This is a genomic window from Actinomadura pelletieri DSM 43383, from assembly GCF_003634705.1.
Classification (GTDB): Bacteria; Actinomycetota; Actinomycetes; order Streptosporangiales; family Streptosporangiaceae; genus Spirillospora; species Spirillospora pelletieri.
In genome coordinates, this window is the sequence record NZ_RBWU01000002.1 from 899,219 (window position 1) to 914,946 (window position 15,728).

The 15,728-nt window shown below is 71.7% G+C and carries 15 protein-coding genes; 11 read left to right on the forward strand and 4 right to left on the reverse strand.

All coding sequences use genetic code 11. The features are described 5' to 3' along the window. The first annotated feature begins 144 nt into the window (after positions 1-144). The gene (locus BZB76_RS10960; RefSeq protein ID WP_121434152.1) at positions 145-672 is read left to right on the forward strand and encodes an NADAR family protein; all 528 of its coding nucleotides are present in this window, start codon (positions 145-147) and stop codon (positions 670-672) included. Here the strand turns inward: BZB76_RS10960 and BZB76_RS10965 are convergent. After that, positions 662-2,797, reverse strand: a complete 2,136-nt coding sequence (locus BZB76_RS10965; protein WP_121434153.1) for a terpene synthase family protein — start codon at positions 2,795-2,797, stop codon at positions 662-664. The genes BZB76_RS10960 and BZB76_RS10965 overlap by 11 nt on opposite strands. Positions 2,798-2,935: 138 nt before the next feature. Between BZB76_RS10965 and BZB76_RS10970 the strand changes: the two genes are divergently transcribed. From BZB76_RS10970 to BZB76_RS11005, 8 genes are all read left to right on the forward strand, one after another. Then, complete coding sequence (locus BZB76_RS10970; RefSeq protein ID WP_121434154.1) at positions 2,936-3,316, forward strand: phage holin family protein; 381 nt, start codon at positions 2,936-2,938, stop codon at positions 3,314-3,316. A gap of 3 nt (positions 3,317-3,319) precedes the next feature. Beyond that, positions 3,320-4,213: a Cgl0159 family (beta/alpha)8-fold protein gene (locus tag BZB76_RS10975; protein WP_121434155.1), complete on the forward strand. Its 894-nt coding sequence runs from the start codon at positions 3,320-3,322 to the stop codon at positions 4,211-4,213. A 30-nt stretch (positions 4,214-4,243) separates the two neighbouring features. Then, complete coding sequence (locus BZB76_RS10980) at positions 4,244-4,789, forward strand: 2Fe-2S iron-sulfur cluster-binding protein (RefSeq protein WP_121434156.1); 546 nt, start codon at positions 4,244-4,246, stop codon at positions 4,787-4,789. After that, positions 4,786-5,763, forward strand: a complete 978-nt coding sequence (locus BZB76_RS10985) for an FAD binding domain-containing protein (protein ID WP_121434157.1) — start codon at positions 4,786-4,788, stop codon at positions 5,761-5,763. Before BZB76_RS10980 ends, BZB76_RS10985 begins: the two co-directional genes overlap by 4 nt. Next, the gene (locus tag BZB76_RS10990; protein ID WP_121434158.1) at positions 5,760-7,817 is read left to right on the forward strand and encodes a xanthine dehydrogenase family protein molybdopterin-binding subunit; all 2,058 of its coding nucleotides are present in this window, start codon (positions 5,760-5,762) and stop codon (positions 7,815-7,817) included. The genes BZB76_RS10985 and BZB76_RS10990 overlap by 4 nt, the downstream gene beginning before the upstream one ends. A gap of 103 nt (positions 7,818-7,920) precedes the next feature. Beyond that, positions 7,921-8,349, forward strand: a complete 429-nt coding sequence (locus tag BZB76_RS10995) for an STAS domain-containing protein (RefSeq protein ID WP_121434159.1) — start codon at positions 7,921-7,923, stop codon at positions 8,347-8,349. A gap of 146 nt (positions 8,350-8,495) precedes the next feature. Then, on the forward strand, positions 8,496-9,320 hold the full coding sequence (locus tag BZB76_RS11000; protein ID WP_121434160.1) for an acetate uptake transporter family protein: 825 nt from the start codon (positions 8,496-8,498) through the stop codon (positions 9,318-9,320). Between the two features lie 70 nt (positions 9,321-9,390). Beyond that, on the forward strand, positions 9,391-9,576 hold the full coding sequence (locus tag BZB76_RS11005) for a hypothetical protein (RefSeq protein ID WP_121434161.1): 186 nt from the start codon (positions 9,391-9,393) through the stop codon (positions 9,574-9,576). Between the two features lie 363 nt (positions 9,577-9,939). On the opposite strand, the gene BZB76_RS11010 is transcribed toward BZB76_RS11005, so the two are convergent. Both BZB76_RS11010 and BZB76_RS11015 read right to left on the reverse strand, forming a co-directional pair. Continuing rightward, a complete protein-coding gene (locus BZB76_RS11010) occupies positions 9,940-10,533 on the reverse strand; it encodes a flavin reductase family protein (protein ID WP_121434162.1) in 594 nt (197 codons plus the stop codon). 63 nt (positions 10,534-10,596) lie between these two features. Further along, the gene (locus tag BZB76_RS11015) at positions 10,597-11,226 is read right to left on the reverse strand and encodes a TetR/AcrR family transcriptional regulator (protein ID WP_211342937.1); all 630 of its coding nucleotides are present in this window, start codon (positions 11,224-11,226) and stop codon (positions 10,597-10,599) included. A gap of 101 nt (positions 11,227-11,327) precedes the next feature. Between BZB76_RS11015 and BZB76_RS11020 the strand changes: the two genes are divergently transcribed. Next, positions 11,328-13,553, forward strand: coding sequence for an MMPL family transporter (locus tag BZB76_RS11020; protein ID WP_121434164.1), 2,226 nt, complete (start codon positions 11,328-11,330; stop codon positions 13,551-13,553). Here BZB76_RS11020 and BZB76_RS11025 read toward each other — a convergent pair. Then, on the reverse strand, positions 13,550-14,470 hold the full coding sequence (locus tag BZB76_RS11025) for an NADP-dependent oxidoreductase (protein WP_121434165.1): 921 nt from the start codon (positions 14,468-14,470) through the stop codon (positions 13,550-13,552). The two genes, BZB76_RS11020 and BZB76_RS11025, sit on opposite strands and share 4 nt — an antisense overlap. A gap of 87 nt (positions 14,471-14,557) precedes the next feature. Between BZB76_RS11025 and hsaA the strand changes: the two genes are divergently transcribed. Beyond that, positions 14,558-15,724, forward strand: a complete 1,167-nt coding sequence (hsaA, locus tag BZB76_RS11030; RefSeq protein WP_121434166.1) for a 3-hydroxy-9,10-secoandrosta-1,3,5(10)-triene-9,17-dione monooxygenase oxygenase subunit — start codon at positions 14,558-14,560, stop codon at positions 15,722-15,724. Positions 15,725-15,728: the final 4 nt, after the last annotated feature.

Below are 15,728 nucleotides of genomic sequence, written 5' to 3' on the forward strand. Positions count from 1 at the left end.
TGTCCTCCTGTAGGGCGCCTGAGATGGAGAAGATGTTCCGATGACGGGCCCGTTTCCGCAAATGGGTCTAGACCTCATGCCCGACGGCGCGTCCCGGCCGGAAAGCCGCTCGCCGCTGTCGGGCCCTCCTGGCACTCTTTCCCCATGGACGTCGCCGAACTGATCCGCCTTCAGAACGAGGGCACGCCGCTGGAGTTCCTGTTCTTCTGGGGGCACAAGAACATCGACCCGGGCTGTCTCAGCCAGTGGTGGCCCTCGCCCTTCACCGTGGACGGCACCACCTACGCCACCGCCGAGCACTACATGATGGCGGAGAAGGCGCGTCTGTTCGGCGACGAGAAATCCGCCGCCGCCATCGTCGCCTCCTCCGATCCGAGCCAGGCGAAGAAGCTCGGCCGCCGCGTCCGGAACTTCGACGAGCAGACCTGGCGGGACAACCGCCTCGCCATCGTCACCAAGGGCAATGTGGCCAAGTTCTCCCAGGACGACGAACTGCGCGACTACCTTCTCGGCACCCGTGACCGCGTTCTCGTGGAGGCGAGCCCCGTGGACCGCATCTGGGGCATCGGCCTGGGGGTCGACGACCCCCGCGCCGAGCAGGTGTCGGCCTGGCGGGGCCAGAACCTCCTCGGCTTCGCCCTGATGTCGGCCCGCGAGTCCCTCACCCCCTGACCGGGCGGAACGCCGAGGTGCCGAGGCCGGTGGGCCGAGGGACGCGCGGCGGCGCGTCGCGGACGCCGTAGCGGGCGGTCTCGCGGTGCCAGCGCAGGACTCCGGCCATCCAGTCGCGAAGGTCGCCGACGTAGGCGGAGAGGGCGGCGCGGGCGGTGCCGTCCAACGAGAGCCGGTCGGCGAGGGCCGGAAGTTCGTGTTCGGCGAGCCGCTCGAACTGGCGGCGGCGGGACGTGATGAGGTCGTTCACGATGGGCAGGGCCTCGTCAGGGCCGCAGCCGAAGAAGTTCTGCACGGCGAGGACGCCGTTGTTCGGCTCGCCCTCGTGCTCGATCTCCTTCCGGTAGGAGAAGCAGTCGTTCAGGAGGCCGCCGACGTCCATCACGGAGGCGTCGATCTCGCGGAGGGTGCGGCTCTGGAACACCCGCGCGGGGATCGCGCGGGCGCGCTCGACCTTGGCGAGGGTCAACGCCAGTTCCGGGGCGAAGGCGCGGCGGCGCATCTCCAGGTGGTCGACGGGGTCGGGGACGCGCGACTGGAGACGGTTGTTCAGTTCCCAGAGCCGGCTCTCGGTCATGTGCTCGACGGCGGCGCGGAGTACGTGTCGGCCGTCGTCGTCCAGGGGCGTGGCGGTGCGTCGCCACAGGTCGGCGAGGCCCGACTCGACGGCGCTCATCGGGTCGGGCGTCGTACCGCAGCTCATGGGCATGAACGCGGGCAGCCGGGCGTGGAACTGTTTCGCTCCGGCCATGTCGCGGTCGCGGTTGAAGACGTCGAAGTAGTCGTCGACGAAGGCGCCCCAGGCCTGCCACTGTGTCGCGAGGTCGAGGGCCTCGGGATCGGCGTCGGGGGCGGCGGACGCGGCGCAGATCTCGAACGCGAAGCCGGTCACCCGCGCCGCGTCCCACACCGGCTCGGGACGGCGCGGCTGCGGGCCGAACACGCCCATGTCACGGCACCAGGCGACGACGTTCTCGCCGGCGCGTTCACGGTGCGGGTTGACGCGGGTCGGGTACGGGATGTCGAAGTCCGGGAGCAAGGTCGGGCCCACCTTCTGGTACGGGACGTGCGGTTCGCTGATGCGGGCCGATCGGAGCAGCGCGGGCACCCGGGCGGCCGACATGCCCAGCGACTTCTCGTTCATGTAGCGGCTGGAGCGGGTGTGCCATTCGTGGCCGCCGGACTGCCAGTCCTGGAGGGCCTTCACGTAGAGGGTGATCCGCAGGCGCTCGACCGGGTCGAGGGCGTGGTCCTCGAAGAGCTGCGGCAGCTCGGTCACGGCGGTGTTCTCGAACTGGCGGAGCCGGGACGTGAGCAGATCGTTGACGGTGTCGGCGGCGACCTGCGGGACGACGCCCAGGAAACGTTCCATCACCAGGACGGCATTGTTGACCTCCCCTTCCACCTCGGTCTCACGCTGGTAGGAGAAGATGTCGTTCCGCAGATGGACACCGTCGGCGAAGGTCTCCTTGAGGACGCGGAGCGGCCGGGTCCGCACGACGCGTTCGGGGATCTCGACGTTCGCGGCGTGCTCGGCCAGGTCGGCCGACCAGGGCGCGCCGCCGACCTTGCGGCGCATCTCGATGTACTCGACCGGGTTGGGGACGCGTCCGGCGCTGATGTTGGACAGTTCCCACAACGATTCGCGAAGCAGGTTCAGCGTGCTCTCGGAGAAACGGCGCCGCCAGGTGACCGATCTCGCCGGGACGGTCCGCGCCCACAGGTCGGCCAGGCCGCGTTCCACGGCGTTGGTCGGGTCGGGCGGGTCGAGCGTCATGAACAGGGGAAGCCGGTCGAGATACGCCTGCGCGCCCGCCTGGTCGTGGTGCTTCTTGAAGACCTCAAGGAAATGGTCGTCGAAGTAGAACACCCAGACGTACCAGTCGGTGATGAGGTCGAGCTCGGGACCGTCGCAATCGGGATGGGTGTAGGCGCACAGCAGCGCGTAGTTCATCGCTTCGAGCTGGGATTCGTTCCAGATGTCGGGGGTGCCGGGGTCGCGGTGGTCGTCCAGCATCCTCATCTCGCGGGCCCACGCGATGGTGTGGGCCCGCGCCCGCTCCAGATGCGGGTTCAGCCGGGCCGGGTACGGGACGTAGAAGTCGGGCAGCTCGAACGGTTGCATCGACCGGCCTCTCTGTCGGGATCCACGAAGTCCGTCGGGGCCTGGGGGCCGCTCGGCAACTTACAGCACCCATAAAGTTACCGATGGTGACACATTGCTCTCTTGAATCTCTCGCGCGCTTCCGGGTAAAGCGTGGGCATGACGGAGTCGTACGAACCCGCGGAGATCGACGACTCGCTGGAGCAGAACCTCGTGCTCGTCCGGCGGGTGATCGACGCCGCGAACGAGGAGATGGCGGCCAAGGCGCGGCAGCGCCTTCCCGCGCTGCGGTTCGGGGCGGTCGCGGGTGCGTTCGGTGTCATGGCGGCCGCCGCCACGTACCGGATGAACGTGATCCTGCTGGAGAAGAAGCTGCCGCCGGAGCTGGCGTCGTTCGTCGCGGCGGCCGTGTACGGGAGCGGTGCCGGTGCCGCGGCGCTGGCCGCGTCCCGCAAGTGGAAGGGCCTGCCGCCGCCGCTGCCCAGCCAGACGGTGCGCCAGGTCCTGGAGACGATCGCCGACAACGACCGGTCCACCTGACGCATGGGGGACGGCGGCGGGCCCGGGGAGGTGCGGGCCGGCGACCTGACCGGCGTGCGCGCCGCCCGGCCGGAGGCGATCGCCGAAGCGGCGGCGGCCAGGGAACGCCGGGCCGAACCGCCCGGTGGGTCAGGCCCGCTGCTGCTCATCGCGGCGGACCAGCCCGCGCGGGGCACCCTCGGGGTGGGCGGTGACCTGACCGCGATGGCGGACCGGCGCGACCTGCTCGACCGGCTGTGCGTCGCGCTCGACCGGCCCGGCGTGGACGGCGTCATCGGCACCCCCGACGTCTTGGAGGACCTGATGCTGCTCGGCGTCCTGGACGGCCGACTCGCGATCGGGTCGATGAACCGGGGCGGGCTCGCCGGCACGGTGTTCGAGGCCGACGACCGGTTCACCGCCTACGACGCCGCCGCGATCGCCGCGTCGCGCCTCGACGGCGGCAAGATGCTGCTCCGCGTCGACGACACCGACCCGGCGACCGTCCACACCCTGGAGGGCTGCGCGCGGGCCGTGTCGGAGTTGGCGCGGCACCGGCTGACGGCGGTGGTGGAGCCGTTCGTCGCGCACCGCGTCGACGGCCGCGTCCGGAACCTGCTGACGCCTGAGGCGATGATCCGCGCGGTGTCGGTCGCCTCCGGGCTCGGCGTGACATCGGCGTACACGTGGCTGGTCGCGCCGGTCGTGCCGGAGATGGAACGGGTGGTGGCGGCGACGACGCTGCCCGTCCTGGTGTTCGGCGGCGACACCGGCGGGGAGCCGGGGGAGTGGCTGGACGGCTGGCGGCGCGCGCTGCGGATACCGGCGGTGCGGGGAGTCGTCGTCGGTCGCGCGCTGCTCTACCCGCGAGACGGAGACGTGCGAACCGCCGTGGACACGGCCGTCGAGGTGTTGTGATCGACTAGCCATCCCGGGTAGGCCGGAACCATGGAGAATCCGACCACCCCGGTACATGCCGACATCACCCTCGTGGTGAACGGTCAGGAACACCGGCTCAACGTCGACACCCGAGCGTCCCTCCTGGATGTGCTGCGCGAGACGCTCGGGTTGACCGGTTCGAAGAAGGGGTGCGACCACGGGCAGTGCGGCGCCTGCACGATCCTCATCGGTGGACGCCGCGCCAACGGATGCCTCGCGCTGGCCGTCGCGCATGACGGCGCCGACATCGTCACCGTCGAAGGACTCGCGGAAGGCGACCGGCTCAGCCCGATCCAGCAGGCGTTCATCGAACAGGACGCGTTCCAGTGCGGGTACTGCACACCCGGTCAGCTGTGTTCCGCGACGGGGATGCTCGACGAGGTCGCGCGGGGCTGGCCGAGTGTGGTGACCGATGACCTCGGCTCCGACCCCGTCCTGGACGACGACGAGATACGCGAACGGATGAGCGGCAACCTGTGCCGGTGCGGCGCGTACGTCGGCATCGTCGCCGCCGTGAGGCAGGCGGCTCGGGAAAGAGAGGCCGCCGAGGCATGAGACCCTTCACCTACGAGCGCGCCACCAGCGCCGAGGACGCCCTGGCACGCCATGACGGCGAAACGTACTACCTCGGCGGCGGCACCAACCTCGTCGATCTGATGCGGCTCGGCGTCGAGACGCCGGCCCGGCTCGTCGACGTCGCTCACCTCCCGCACGACCGGATCCAGCTCACCCCGGACGGCGGGCTCGTCATCGGCGCGGCCGTGAGCAACAGCGACCTCGCCGCGGACCGGGCGGTGCGCGAGGGGCAGCCCATGCTGGCGCAGGCCGTCCTGGCGGGCGCGTCCGGGCAGATCCGCAACCTCGCGACGGTCGGCGGCAACCTGCTGCAACGCACCCGCTGTTCCTACTTCCAGGACGCCGCCAAGCCGTGCAACAAGCGGAACCCCGGCAGCGGATGCCCGGCGCGGGAGGGCGAGCACCACAACCTGGCGATCCTCGGGCATTCCACGGCGTGCGTGGCGACACATCCGTCCGACATGGCGGTGGCCCTGGCGGCGCTGGACGCGTCGGTGCGCGTCCGGAACCGGGACGGGGAGAGGACCATCCCCATGGACGAGTTCCACCGGCTCCCAGGCGCCGAGCCCGAACGCGACACCGTCCTCGAACCGGGCGACCTCGTCACGGCGGTCGAGGTTCCGCCGCTCGGTATGCCGTCCCGGTACCGCAAGGTCAGGGAACGGGCGTCGTTCGCGTTCGCGCTGGTGTCGATCGCGGCGGCGCTGGACGTGGACGGCGGCATGGTCCGGGACGTCCGGGTGGCGCTGGGCGGTGTGGCGCACAAGCCGTGGCGGGCGCGCCGCGCCGAAGAGGTCCTGCGCGGATCGGCGGCGACACGGGAGTCGTTCCTGCGCGCCGCCGAGGCCGAACTGGAGGCCGCGGCCCCGCTGCGCGACAACGCCTACAAGGTGCCGCTCGCGCGCAACCTGATCGTCCGGACGCTGACCGAGCTGGTGGAGGGGACGGCATGACCGAACGCCTGGAGGGCCGCGAGAAGGTCACGGGGGCGGCGCGCTACGCGTTCGAGTATCCCGTCGAGAACGTCGCGTACGCGGCGGCCGTGCAGGCGGGCGTCGGACGCGGTGAGGTCGTCGCCGTGGACGCCGAGGCCGTGATGGCGCTTCCCGGTGTGCTCGCCGTCCTGTCCCACGAGAACGCGCCGAAACTTCACGATCCCCCGGACGGCGAACTGGCTCTTTTCCAGTCCCGGACGGTCTCCTACCGTGGCCAGTTCGTCGCGATCGTGGTCGGCGAGACGTTTGAAACAGCGCGGGAGGGGGCTCGCCGTCTCCGTGTCGAGTACGCGGCGGAGTCACCGGACGTGCGGCTGCGCACCGACCATCCCGGCCTCTACAAGCCCGACAAGGTGAACCCCACCTTCCCGTCCGACACCGAACAGGGCGAGCCCGTGGACGCGTACGGGAGTTCGGCCGTACGCGTGGACGTCACCTACACGACGCCCGCCGAGCACAACAATCCGATGGAGCCGCACACCACGCTCGCCCAGTGGAACGACGACGGCGGCCTCACCCTGTACGACTCGACGCAGGGGGCGTCGTCCGTCCAGAAGACCATCGCCCGGGTGTTCGGTCTCGACCCGACACGGGTACGCGTCGTGTCCCCGCACGTCGGCGGCGGGTTCGGATCCAAAGGGGCCCCTCGACCGAACGTCGTCGTCGCCGCGATGGCGGCGGGCGCCGTGGGACGTCCCGTCAAGTTCGCGGTTCCCCGCCAGCAGATGTACGCGACGACGGGTTACCGGACACCGACGATCCAGCGCTTCCGCCTCGGCGCCGACGTCGACGGGCGCCTGAACGCCATCCTCCACGACGTGGTGGAGCAGACGTCCACGGTCAAGGAGTTCGCCGAGCAGACCGCGACACCGACCCGCGTCATGTACCAGGCGCCGCACCGGCGCACGTCCCACCGGCTCGTGGCCCTGGACGTCCCGACTCCGTCGTGGATGCGCGCCCCGGGTGAGGCGCCCGGCATGTACGCGTTGGAGTCCGTCATGGACGAACTCGCCATCGCCACCGGCGTCGACCCGATCGAACTGCGCATCCGCAACGAGCCCGACCGGGACCCGGAGAGCGGGCTGCCGTTCAGCTCCCGCAACCTCGTCGCGTGCCTCCAGGAGGGCGCCGAGCGCTTCGGCTGGGCCGAACGCGACCCCACACCTCGGGTTCGCCGGGAGGGGCGCAGGCTCATCGGCACGGGCGTCGCCGCGTCCACCTATCCCGCCTACATGGCCCCCAACCGGGCGACGGCTCGCGCCGAGCCGGACGGGACGTTCACGGTCCGGATCGCCGCCGCCGACATCGGCACCGGCGCCCGCACCACCCTCGCCCTGATCGCCGCGGAGACGTTGAAGGCCGACCTCGCCGACGTGCGGGTGGAGATCGGCGACAGCTCACTGCCGAAGGCGACCGTCGCGGGCGGCTCCTCCGGGACGGCGAGCTGGGGCACCGCGGTCGTCCGCGCCTGCGAGGCCCTGCGCGCCGGACTGAACGGCGGGCTCCCGCCGGGCGGTCTGGAGGCGTCCGCCGACACGGCCGAGGAGGTGAAGGCGCGGGAGGCGTTCTCCCGGCACGCGTTCGGCGCGCAGTTCGCCGAGGTGGAGGTGGACGCCGACACCGGCGAGGTCCGGGTCCGCCGGATGCTCGGCGTCTTCGCCGCCGGGCGGATCATCAACCCGGTGACGGCCCGGTCCCAGTTCATCGGCGGCATGACGATGGGGATCGGGATGGCGCTGATGGAGGAGAGCGTCATCGACCGGGAGTTCGGCGACTACCTCAACCGGGACCTGGCCCAGTACCACGTCCCGTCGTGCGCCGACGTCCGGGACGTCGACGCGATCTGGGTGGACGAGTCGGACCCGCACCTGAACCCGATGGGCGCCAAGGGCATCGGCGAGATCGGCATCGTCGGGGCCGCCGCGGCGGTCGGCAACGCCGTCCATCACGCGACCGGTGTCCGCGTGCGGAGCCTGCCGATCACCCCGGCCGCGCTCGTTCGGCACCTCTGAGGGCATTTCGGCCCGGCGGGGGCCGGATGTCGCCGGCAGATGAGAACCTTGCCTGGACGGGACCGCGCACGGCAGCGGCGCCCCGGTCCGAGGTGAGGAGCGGATGACGGTCTGGCGTACCACCGGCGACGAGGACGGCCTGGAGCCGGGTGACCGCGTGTCACCCGGCCGCGGGCCGCGCTATGACGTCGTCGAACTCGACACGCCGCTGCTGCGCGTCGCGGCCGCGGCGACCGCGCCGCGGCTGCTGCTGAGCGGTGAGGTCGACGTGTCCAACGCGCGGGACGTGACCCGCGCGCTCGGCGCCGCCCGCGACCGCGCGCCCGGCGACGTCCATGTCGACATGGCCGCCGTCGAGTTCGTCGACGTCGCGGGGTTACGGGCCTTCACGCTCGCCGCCTGCGGGCTGCAGGAGAGCGACCGGCTGCTGGTCCTGCACTCCGTGGCCCCGCACATCGAGAGGTTGTTCCACCTGATCGGGTGGTGCGAGATCCCCGGCCTGGAGATCCACTGCCATCCCGCCGGCCGGTAAAGCCGACGTCATGCGCGGCGACGCGTTCGGTAAACGAGGCCATCGCTGCCCGATATGTCGTTTTGTATCCGTTCTGATCCTGTTTGGCCCATCAAGGCACGGTTAGGAGGGGGGTAGGCTCTCCGAATTTTCCAAAGGGGGATCTCATGGCAAGGCGTAGAGAGCGTGCGGAACCGCCGATGTCCGGCGGGCGGACCGCTGCGACGCCGGCCGAGGGCGCCGCGAGCGCGGCCGCCCCGGGCAGAGGCGCCGATGTCCCCGGTGAGCACGCGCTTTGGGAGGAACGGACGCGCATTTCCCTGCAGCCGGTCGCGGCACCGTCCATCCTCGGACTGTTCGGGCTCGCGACCGCGACCATGATGGTCGGCGCCTGGCAGGCGGACTGGTACGGCACGGCCCTGACACCGCTGGCCCTGTGGCCGCTCGTCCTGGTGCTCGGCGGCATCGCCCAGCTCCTGGCGGGGATGTGGGCCTACCGGGCCCGTGACGGGCTCGCCACCGCCGTGCACGGAGTCTGGGGCGCGTTCTGGGTCGGCTGGGGCCTGCTGTTCATGCTGGTCAGCATCGGCGCCTACCCGGCGGCACTGGCCCCGACGTTCGGCAACGTCAACGAGGGCTTCGCGTTCTGGTGGATCGCCATGGCCGTGATCAGCGGGCTGGGCGCGCTGGCCGCGCTCGGCGTGAACCTCGTCATGGCGCTGCTGCTGGCGTGCCTCGCCACGGGCGCGGGCTTCACCGCCGCCGGCTTCTGGGCCCCGTCCAACTGGTCCCTGGACGTCGGCGGCTATCTGTTCGTCGCGGCCGCGGTCCTGGCCCTGTTCGCGGCGGCCGCGATGATGATGGAGCACACCTTCGGGCGCACGATCCTGCCGACCGGCCGGATGCGCTCCGGGGGCAACCTGCCCGGAGGCCGCGGGATGCGACCGCTGGAGTACCGGCACGGCGAACCCGGCGTGAAGATCGGCCAGTGACCGGCGTTTCGCCTTGACATTCCCGTTGCCCTATCCTAGGCCGAGCAATGGCCTCGGAGAGGGAGCGGGAATGTCATCGGCGGTCCGGCGGACGTGGCGACGCCTCGTCCAGACCTACCACCAGCTGTGCGCGCGGGACGACGCCGCGGCGCACGGCTTCACCGTGCCCACCGGGGTCTGGTCCTGCGTGCGCTGCCACCAGCCCCACCTGGAACTGGCCACCCTCCACCACCACCTCCGCACCGAACACTGGTAACAAACCTGGCGGGCGCTCCCCGCGAGGACCCAGGGCCTGTCTCAAGGTCCCCTCAGCCCGCACCCGAACGCGTTACCCGCCCGGCGGAGCGAAGCCGGAGGCAAGCGCAGCCGGGCGGATCGTGAAGCGATGTCGCGTTCGCCCCGGGAACGGTCACGCAGCGAACCGCCAGGCGAGCGAAGTGGGCCGGGCCTGCAATCAACACAACGACCTCAGCCCGCACCCGAACGCGTTACCCGCCCGGCGGAGCGAAGCCGGAGGCAAGCGCAGCCGGGTGGATCGCGAAGCGATGTCGCGTTCGCCCCAGGAACGGTCACGTAGCGAGCCGCCAGGCGAGCGCAGTGGGCCGGGCCTGAAATCAACTCAGCCCCAGCCCCAGCGGTCGCCCACGCCCCACGGGTCGGGGGCGACCGGTCCGTCGGGCTCGCCGACGCCGAACCGGCTGCGGAAGAACACCATGGGACGCCGCCAGACGCCGTCCCGCGTGTCGTGCCGCTCGACCCCCAGAACCCGTCCGATCACGACATCGTGATCCCCGGCCCGGTGCACGTCGTGGACGATGGCGTGCACGCCCAGCAGGACGTCCGGCAGAACCGGGGTGCCCCACGGGGACACCTCCCAGTCCAGCCCCTCGAACTTCGCGCCGTGCCTCGACCCGAACCGTTCGCACAGGTCCCGCTGCTCCTCGGCCAGCACGTTCACGCAGAAACGTCGTGCCGCCCGGATCCGCGGCCACGAACGGCCCCGACGGTCGACGCAGAACAGGATCAGCGGAGGCTCCAGGGACACCGACGCGAACGACTGGCAGGCGAAACCGACCGGTTCCCCGCCGTCGAGCGCCGTGATCACGGTGACGCCGGTGGCGAACTCCGCCATGGCCTTCCGGAACTCCACCGGATCCGGTGCCTCGCCGGGCATGGCCCCGGTTCCGTCGGTGAGCGCTGGCTCGGCTGACATCTGTTCCCCTCGGGGCTGATAGCGGGTCGCCCTTCCTTTCTAACAAGTGACGCCGGGGAGGCGTCAGTCAAGGGGTGCCGCGTTCCCGATGATCGGTTCGAGGTACCGGTGCAGCGCGTGCTTCAGTTCGGTGCGGAGCTTCGCGCGTTCGTCGCCCTCGGCGGCGAGCACGAGCGGCAGCAGTGCCCGGAAAATGTGGACACTGATCTTCGCGGTGCGCGCGCACCGGTCGGCCGGGAGGTCCGGGGCCCGTGCGGCGATGATGGCCTGGACGCGGTCGAAGACCGCCGCGTGCAGCGGGCGCGTCGCCGCCGTCATCGACTCCGGCATGTCGGAGCGGGCGAACAGGGCCTTGAACCCGGGATGGGCGATGTTGAAGTCGATCAGCGGGTCGACGACGCGGTCGAGCAGCGCGTCCAGGGGTAGGCCCACGACGTCGAGGGCGAGCGCCTGCCGCTGGGCCGCGCCGAGGCCCTCGACGTAGCGGGCCGCCAGGGCCGCCGCGACGGCGTCCTTGTTCGAGAAGAACTGGTAGAGCGAGCCGGGCGACACCCCGGCCCGGGCGGCGATCGCGTTGGTCGTGGCCGCCTCGTAGCCGGCTTCGCCGAACACCTGGGCGGCCGCGTCCAGGATCTGTTCCATGCGCTGCCGCCCCCGGGCCTGGCGGCGCGGTGACCGTGGCGTGTCGGTCAAGGAGTTCTCCCCTGGCGGTGGACAAATGCGAGTAATCGCTCGTATTTTGATTTCACGAGTGGATGCTCGTGTTTCGTAGCCTACCGTCGAGGAGACCGTCCATGCCCGGTGACGTCCCCACCGTTCCGCTCATGCGTCGACTCGGGCTGTTCGCGGTCCGGCGGCGACGGTGGGTGCTCGGCATGGGCCTGCTCGTCCTCGTCGTCGCGGGCGTGGTCGGGGCGGGCGCGATGAGCGCGCTCACGCTCGCGCGCTTCGAGTCGCCCGGCTCGGAGTCGGTACGCGCCGACACCGAGCTTCGGCAGCGCCTCGGAACCGGCCACCTCAACATGGTCCTGCTGGTCACGGCGAAGCGGGGCACCGTCGACTCCGCCGAGACGGCCGAGGCCGGGCAGGCGGTCGCCCGGGATCTCGCCGCCGAGCCCGGTGTCTCCCAGGTCTCCTCCTACTGGTCGCGTGGCAGGTCACCGACGCTGCGCGGCGAGGACCTCCGTTCGGCGCTGGCGGTCGCGCATGTGGCGGGTGACGCCACGGCGGCGCGGGAACGGCTCGGGGAGCTGTCGCCCCGCTTCACCCGTGAGGACGCCCGGGTCAAGGTGCGCGTCGGCGGCCAGGAGGAGGTCTTCCGGCAGGTCGGCGAGCAGGCGCGGCAGGACTTCGCCCGCGCCGAACTCCTCATGCTCCCGGTCGTGTTCGTCCTGCTGGTGTTCGCCTTCGGTGGCCCGCTGGCGGCCCTGCTGCCGCTCGGCGTCGGGATCTTCGCGACGCTCGGCACGCTCGCCGCGCTGCGCGGCGTCGCCGCCTTCACCGACGTCTCCACGTTCGCGGCGAACCTGACGCTCGTGATGGGGCTGGGCCTGGGCATCGACTACAGCCTGTTCATCGTCTCCCGGTTCCAGGAGGAACTCGCGGGCGGCGCGCGTCCCCACGAGGCCGCCGCACGGGCCGTCGGACGCGCCGGACGCACCGTCCTGTTCAGCGGGCTCACCGTCGCCGTGTCCCTGCTCGGCCTGCTCGCCTTCCCGTTCCCCTTCCTGCGCTCGTTCGCGTACGCGGGTTTCTTCGTCGTGCTGTTCGGCGTCGTCGGGGCCGTGGTGCTGCTGCCCGCCGCCCTCGCGGTCGTGGGCCCGCGCCTCGCCCGGTCGAGACCGGCCGGGCGGCACCGTCCCGCCTGGGACACGGGGCTGTGGCACGGCGTCGCGGTCCGGGTGATGCGGCGGCCCGTCCTGGTCGGCCTGGCGGTGGTGGCCCTGCTGGTGGCGCTCGGCTCGCCGCTGCTCGGGCTGAGGACCGGCTTCCCCGACGAGCGGGTCCTGCCCGGCTCGGCGTCCGGCCGCCAGGTGCAGGAGGAGATCCGGGACGGCTTCGCCGCCGAGGAGACCGACGCGCTCCGGGTCGTCGTCCCGGCCGGCACCGGGCCGGCGGAGATCGAACGCTACTCCGGCGCGTTGGCACGGGTTCCGGGGGTCGCCCAGGTCGACTCGCCGGCCGGCTCGTTCGTCGACGGTCGCCGTACGGCCGCCCCGGACACCGCGCGCTTCGCCGCCGGCGCCTGGCTGTCGGTCGTCCCCACGCAGGACGCGCTGGAGAAGGATCCGTTCGGCCTGGTCGGCGACGTCCGCGCCGTCCCCGCCCCCGACGGGACGGTGGTCGGCGGCTACCCGGCCGACCTCGCCGACTTCCGTACCGCGCTGGTCGACCGGGTGCCGTTCGTCATCGCGCTGATCCTCGCGGTCAGCTGCCTGCTGATCTTCCTGATGACCGGGAGCGTTCTGGTGCCGCTCAAGGCGGCGGCGCTGAACGTGCTCAGCCTGTCGGTGATGTTCGGGGCGCTGGTCTGGGTCTTCCAGGACGGGAACCTCTCCGGGACGCTCGGATTCACCGCCACCGGAAGCCTGGAGCCCAGCATCCCGATCCTGATGTTCTGCGTCGCGTTCGGGCTGTCCATGGACTACGAGATCTTCATGGTGTCGAGGATCAAGGAGGAGTACGACCGGACCGGCGACAACGCCCGCTCGGTCGCCGTCGGGCTCCAGCGCGGTGCCCCGCTGATCACCACGGCCGCCGCGATCCTCGCGGTGTCGTTCGCCTCGTACGCGACATCGGGCGTGGTGTTCCTCAAGATGCTCGGCATCGGCATGGCCCTGGCGGTGCTGCTCGACGCCACGCTCATCCGGGCGCTGCTCGTCCCGGCCGCGATGCGGCTCGCCGGGCGGGCGAACTGGTGGGCGCCGGGCCCGCTGCGCCGCGTCCACGCACGCCTGGCGGTCACCGAGTCGCCGGCGCCGCCCGTGCCTTCGGCCCGGGAGCCGGTGGCGGCGGACTAGCCGGAGCCCTGGACGGCCAGGACGACCTTGCCCCGGCCGTGGCCGGTGGCGACCTCGCGGTGCGCGTCCGCGGCCCGATCCAGCGGGAACACCCCGCGCACGTGGATCTTCAGGCGTCCCTCGTCGTACAGGCGCGCCGCGTCCGCGACCCGGGACGCCGACCTCTTGTGGGGCGTGATCCGCACGCCGAACTCCGCCGCGCGCTCGTGCTCGACCATCGTGATGATGCGGTTCCTGTCCTCGACCAGCTTGAGGGACACGGCCAGGGCGTCCCCGCCCGCGCCGTCGAGCGCGGCGTCGACCCCGTTCGGCGCGGCGGACCGGACGCGCTCCTCGAGGCCGTCGCCGTAGGCGACGGGGATAGCGCCGATCGACCGGAGGTAGTCGTGGTTGGGTTCGCTCGCCGTGCCGATGACCGTGGCCCCGGCGGCGCGGCCCAGCTGCACGGCGACCGTCCCGACCGCGCCCGCCGCCGCGTGCACCAGCAGCGTGTCGCCCGGCCCGACCGCCATCTCCTCCAACGCGATGTGCGGTGTCATCACCGCGGCGGGAAAGCCGCCCGCCACCTCCCACCCCATGCTCGTGGGCTTGCGCACCAGCGCCGTTTCCGGGACGACGACGTACTCGGCGTAGGCGTTGAGGCGGCAGTAGCCGAGCACCTCCTCGCCCGGTGACACGGCGGTGACGCCGTCGCCGATCTCGTCGACCACGCCCGCGAACTCGTTGCCCGGCACGCGGGGGAGGCCCTCCGGCGTCCCCGGCGGCGTCCATCCCGCCCGGACGGCCAGGTCGAACGGCTGCACCCCGGCCGTCCGCACCCGGACGCGCACCTCCCCGGGCCCGATCTCCGGGACAGGGACGTCCAGGATCCTCAGGACCTCGGGTCCGCCCGGCTCGGTGAATCCCGCCACTCGCATCAGTTGTCCTCCTCCGACCTCGGTCGTTCAGGACGCTAAGACCTCAAGTAATGTCGAGGTCAAGCCGGTCGGAGAGGGGAGCCGTCGATGAGCAACGAGGTCCTGGAGGCCGTACGGGCGCTGCTGCCCGGCATCGCCGAACGCGCCCGTGCCGTGGACGAGAAGGGACGCGTCCCCGTCGAGACCATCCGCGAACTCACCGCCGCGGGCGTGTTCCGGATGCTCCAGCCCACCCGGCACGGCGGCGCCGAGGACGATCCCGTCGCCTTCTACGAGGTCGTCCGCGCCGTCTCCGGCGCGTGCGGCTCCACCGGCTGGGTCGCCGCGATCCTCGGCGTCCACTCCTGGCATCTCGGCCTGTTCCCGGACGAGGCGCAGCGCGAGGTCTGGGGCCCCGGCCCGGACACCCTCGTCGCCTCGTCGTACGCCCCGATCGGACGGCTCACCCCCGTCGACGGCGGCTTCGAGGTGTCCGGCCGCTGGTCGTTCTCGTCCGGTGTCGAGTTCGCCTCCTGGGCCCTGCTCGGCGCCCTCCTCGTCGGGGCCGAGGGGCGTCCCGTCGACTTCATGACGGTCCTCGTCCCCAGGCGCGACTACGAGATCCGCGAGGTGTGGGACTCGATGGGCCTGCGCGGCACCGCCAGCGACGACATCGTCGTCGAGACGGCGTTCGTCCCGTCCCACCGCGCCATGCGCAACATCGAGCAGGCACGGCTGCACATCCCCGGTAGCGAGGTCAACCCCGGCCCCCTCTACCGGATGCCGTTCGGCACCGTCTTCACCAACACGATCACCGCCGCCGTCATCGGCATGGCCGCGGGCTGCCACGACCACTACGTCACCCTGATGCGCGACCGGATCCGCCTCAGCCTCGGCGGCGGTCGCTTCGCCGAGGACCAGTTCGCCCAGGTCGCGGTCGCGCGCGCCGCGTCCGAGATCGACGCCGCGATCCTGCAGACCGACCGGAACATCCGCGAGATCCACGAGTACGCCGCCCGCGACGAGAAGATCCCGATGGAACTCCGCCTCCGCGCCCGCCGCGACCAGGTCCGCGGCACCGAACGCGCCATCGAGGCCATCGACATCCTCTTCAAGACCGCGGGCGGCAACTCCCTGCATCGCGGCAACGTCATCGAACGCGCCTGGCGCGACGCCCACGCGGGCAGTGTCCACGTCGCGAACGACGTGGACCACGCCCTCTCCATGTACGGGCGCGGCGAGTTCGGCCTCGCCGTCGAGGACAACCTCGTCTAGGCGC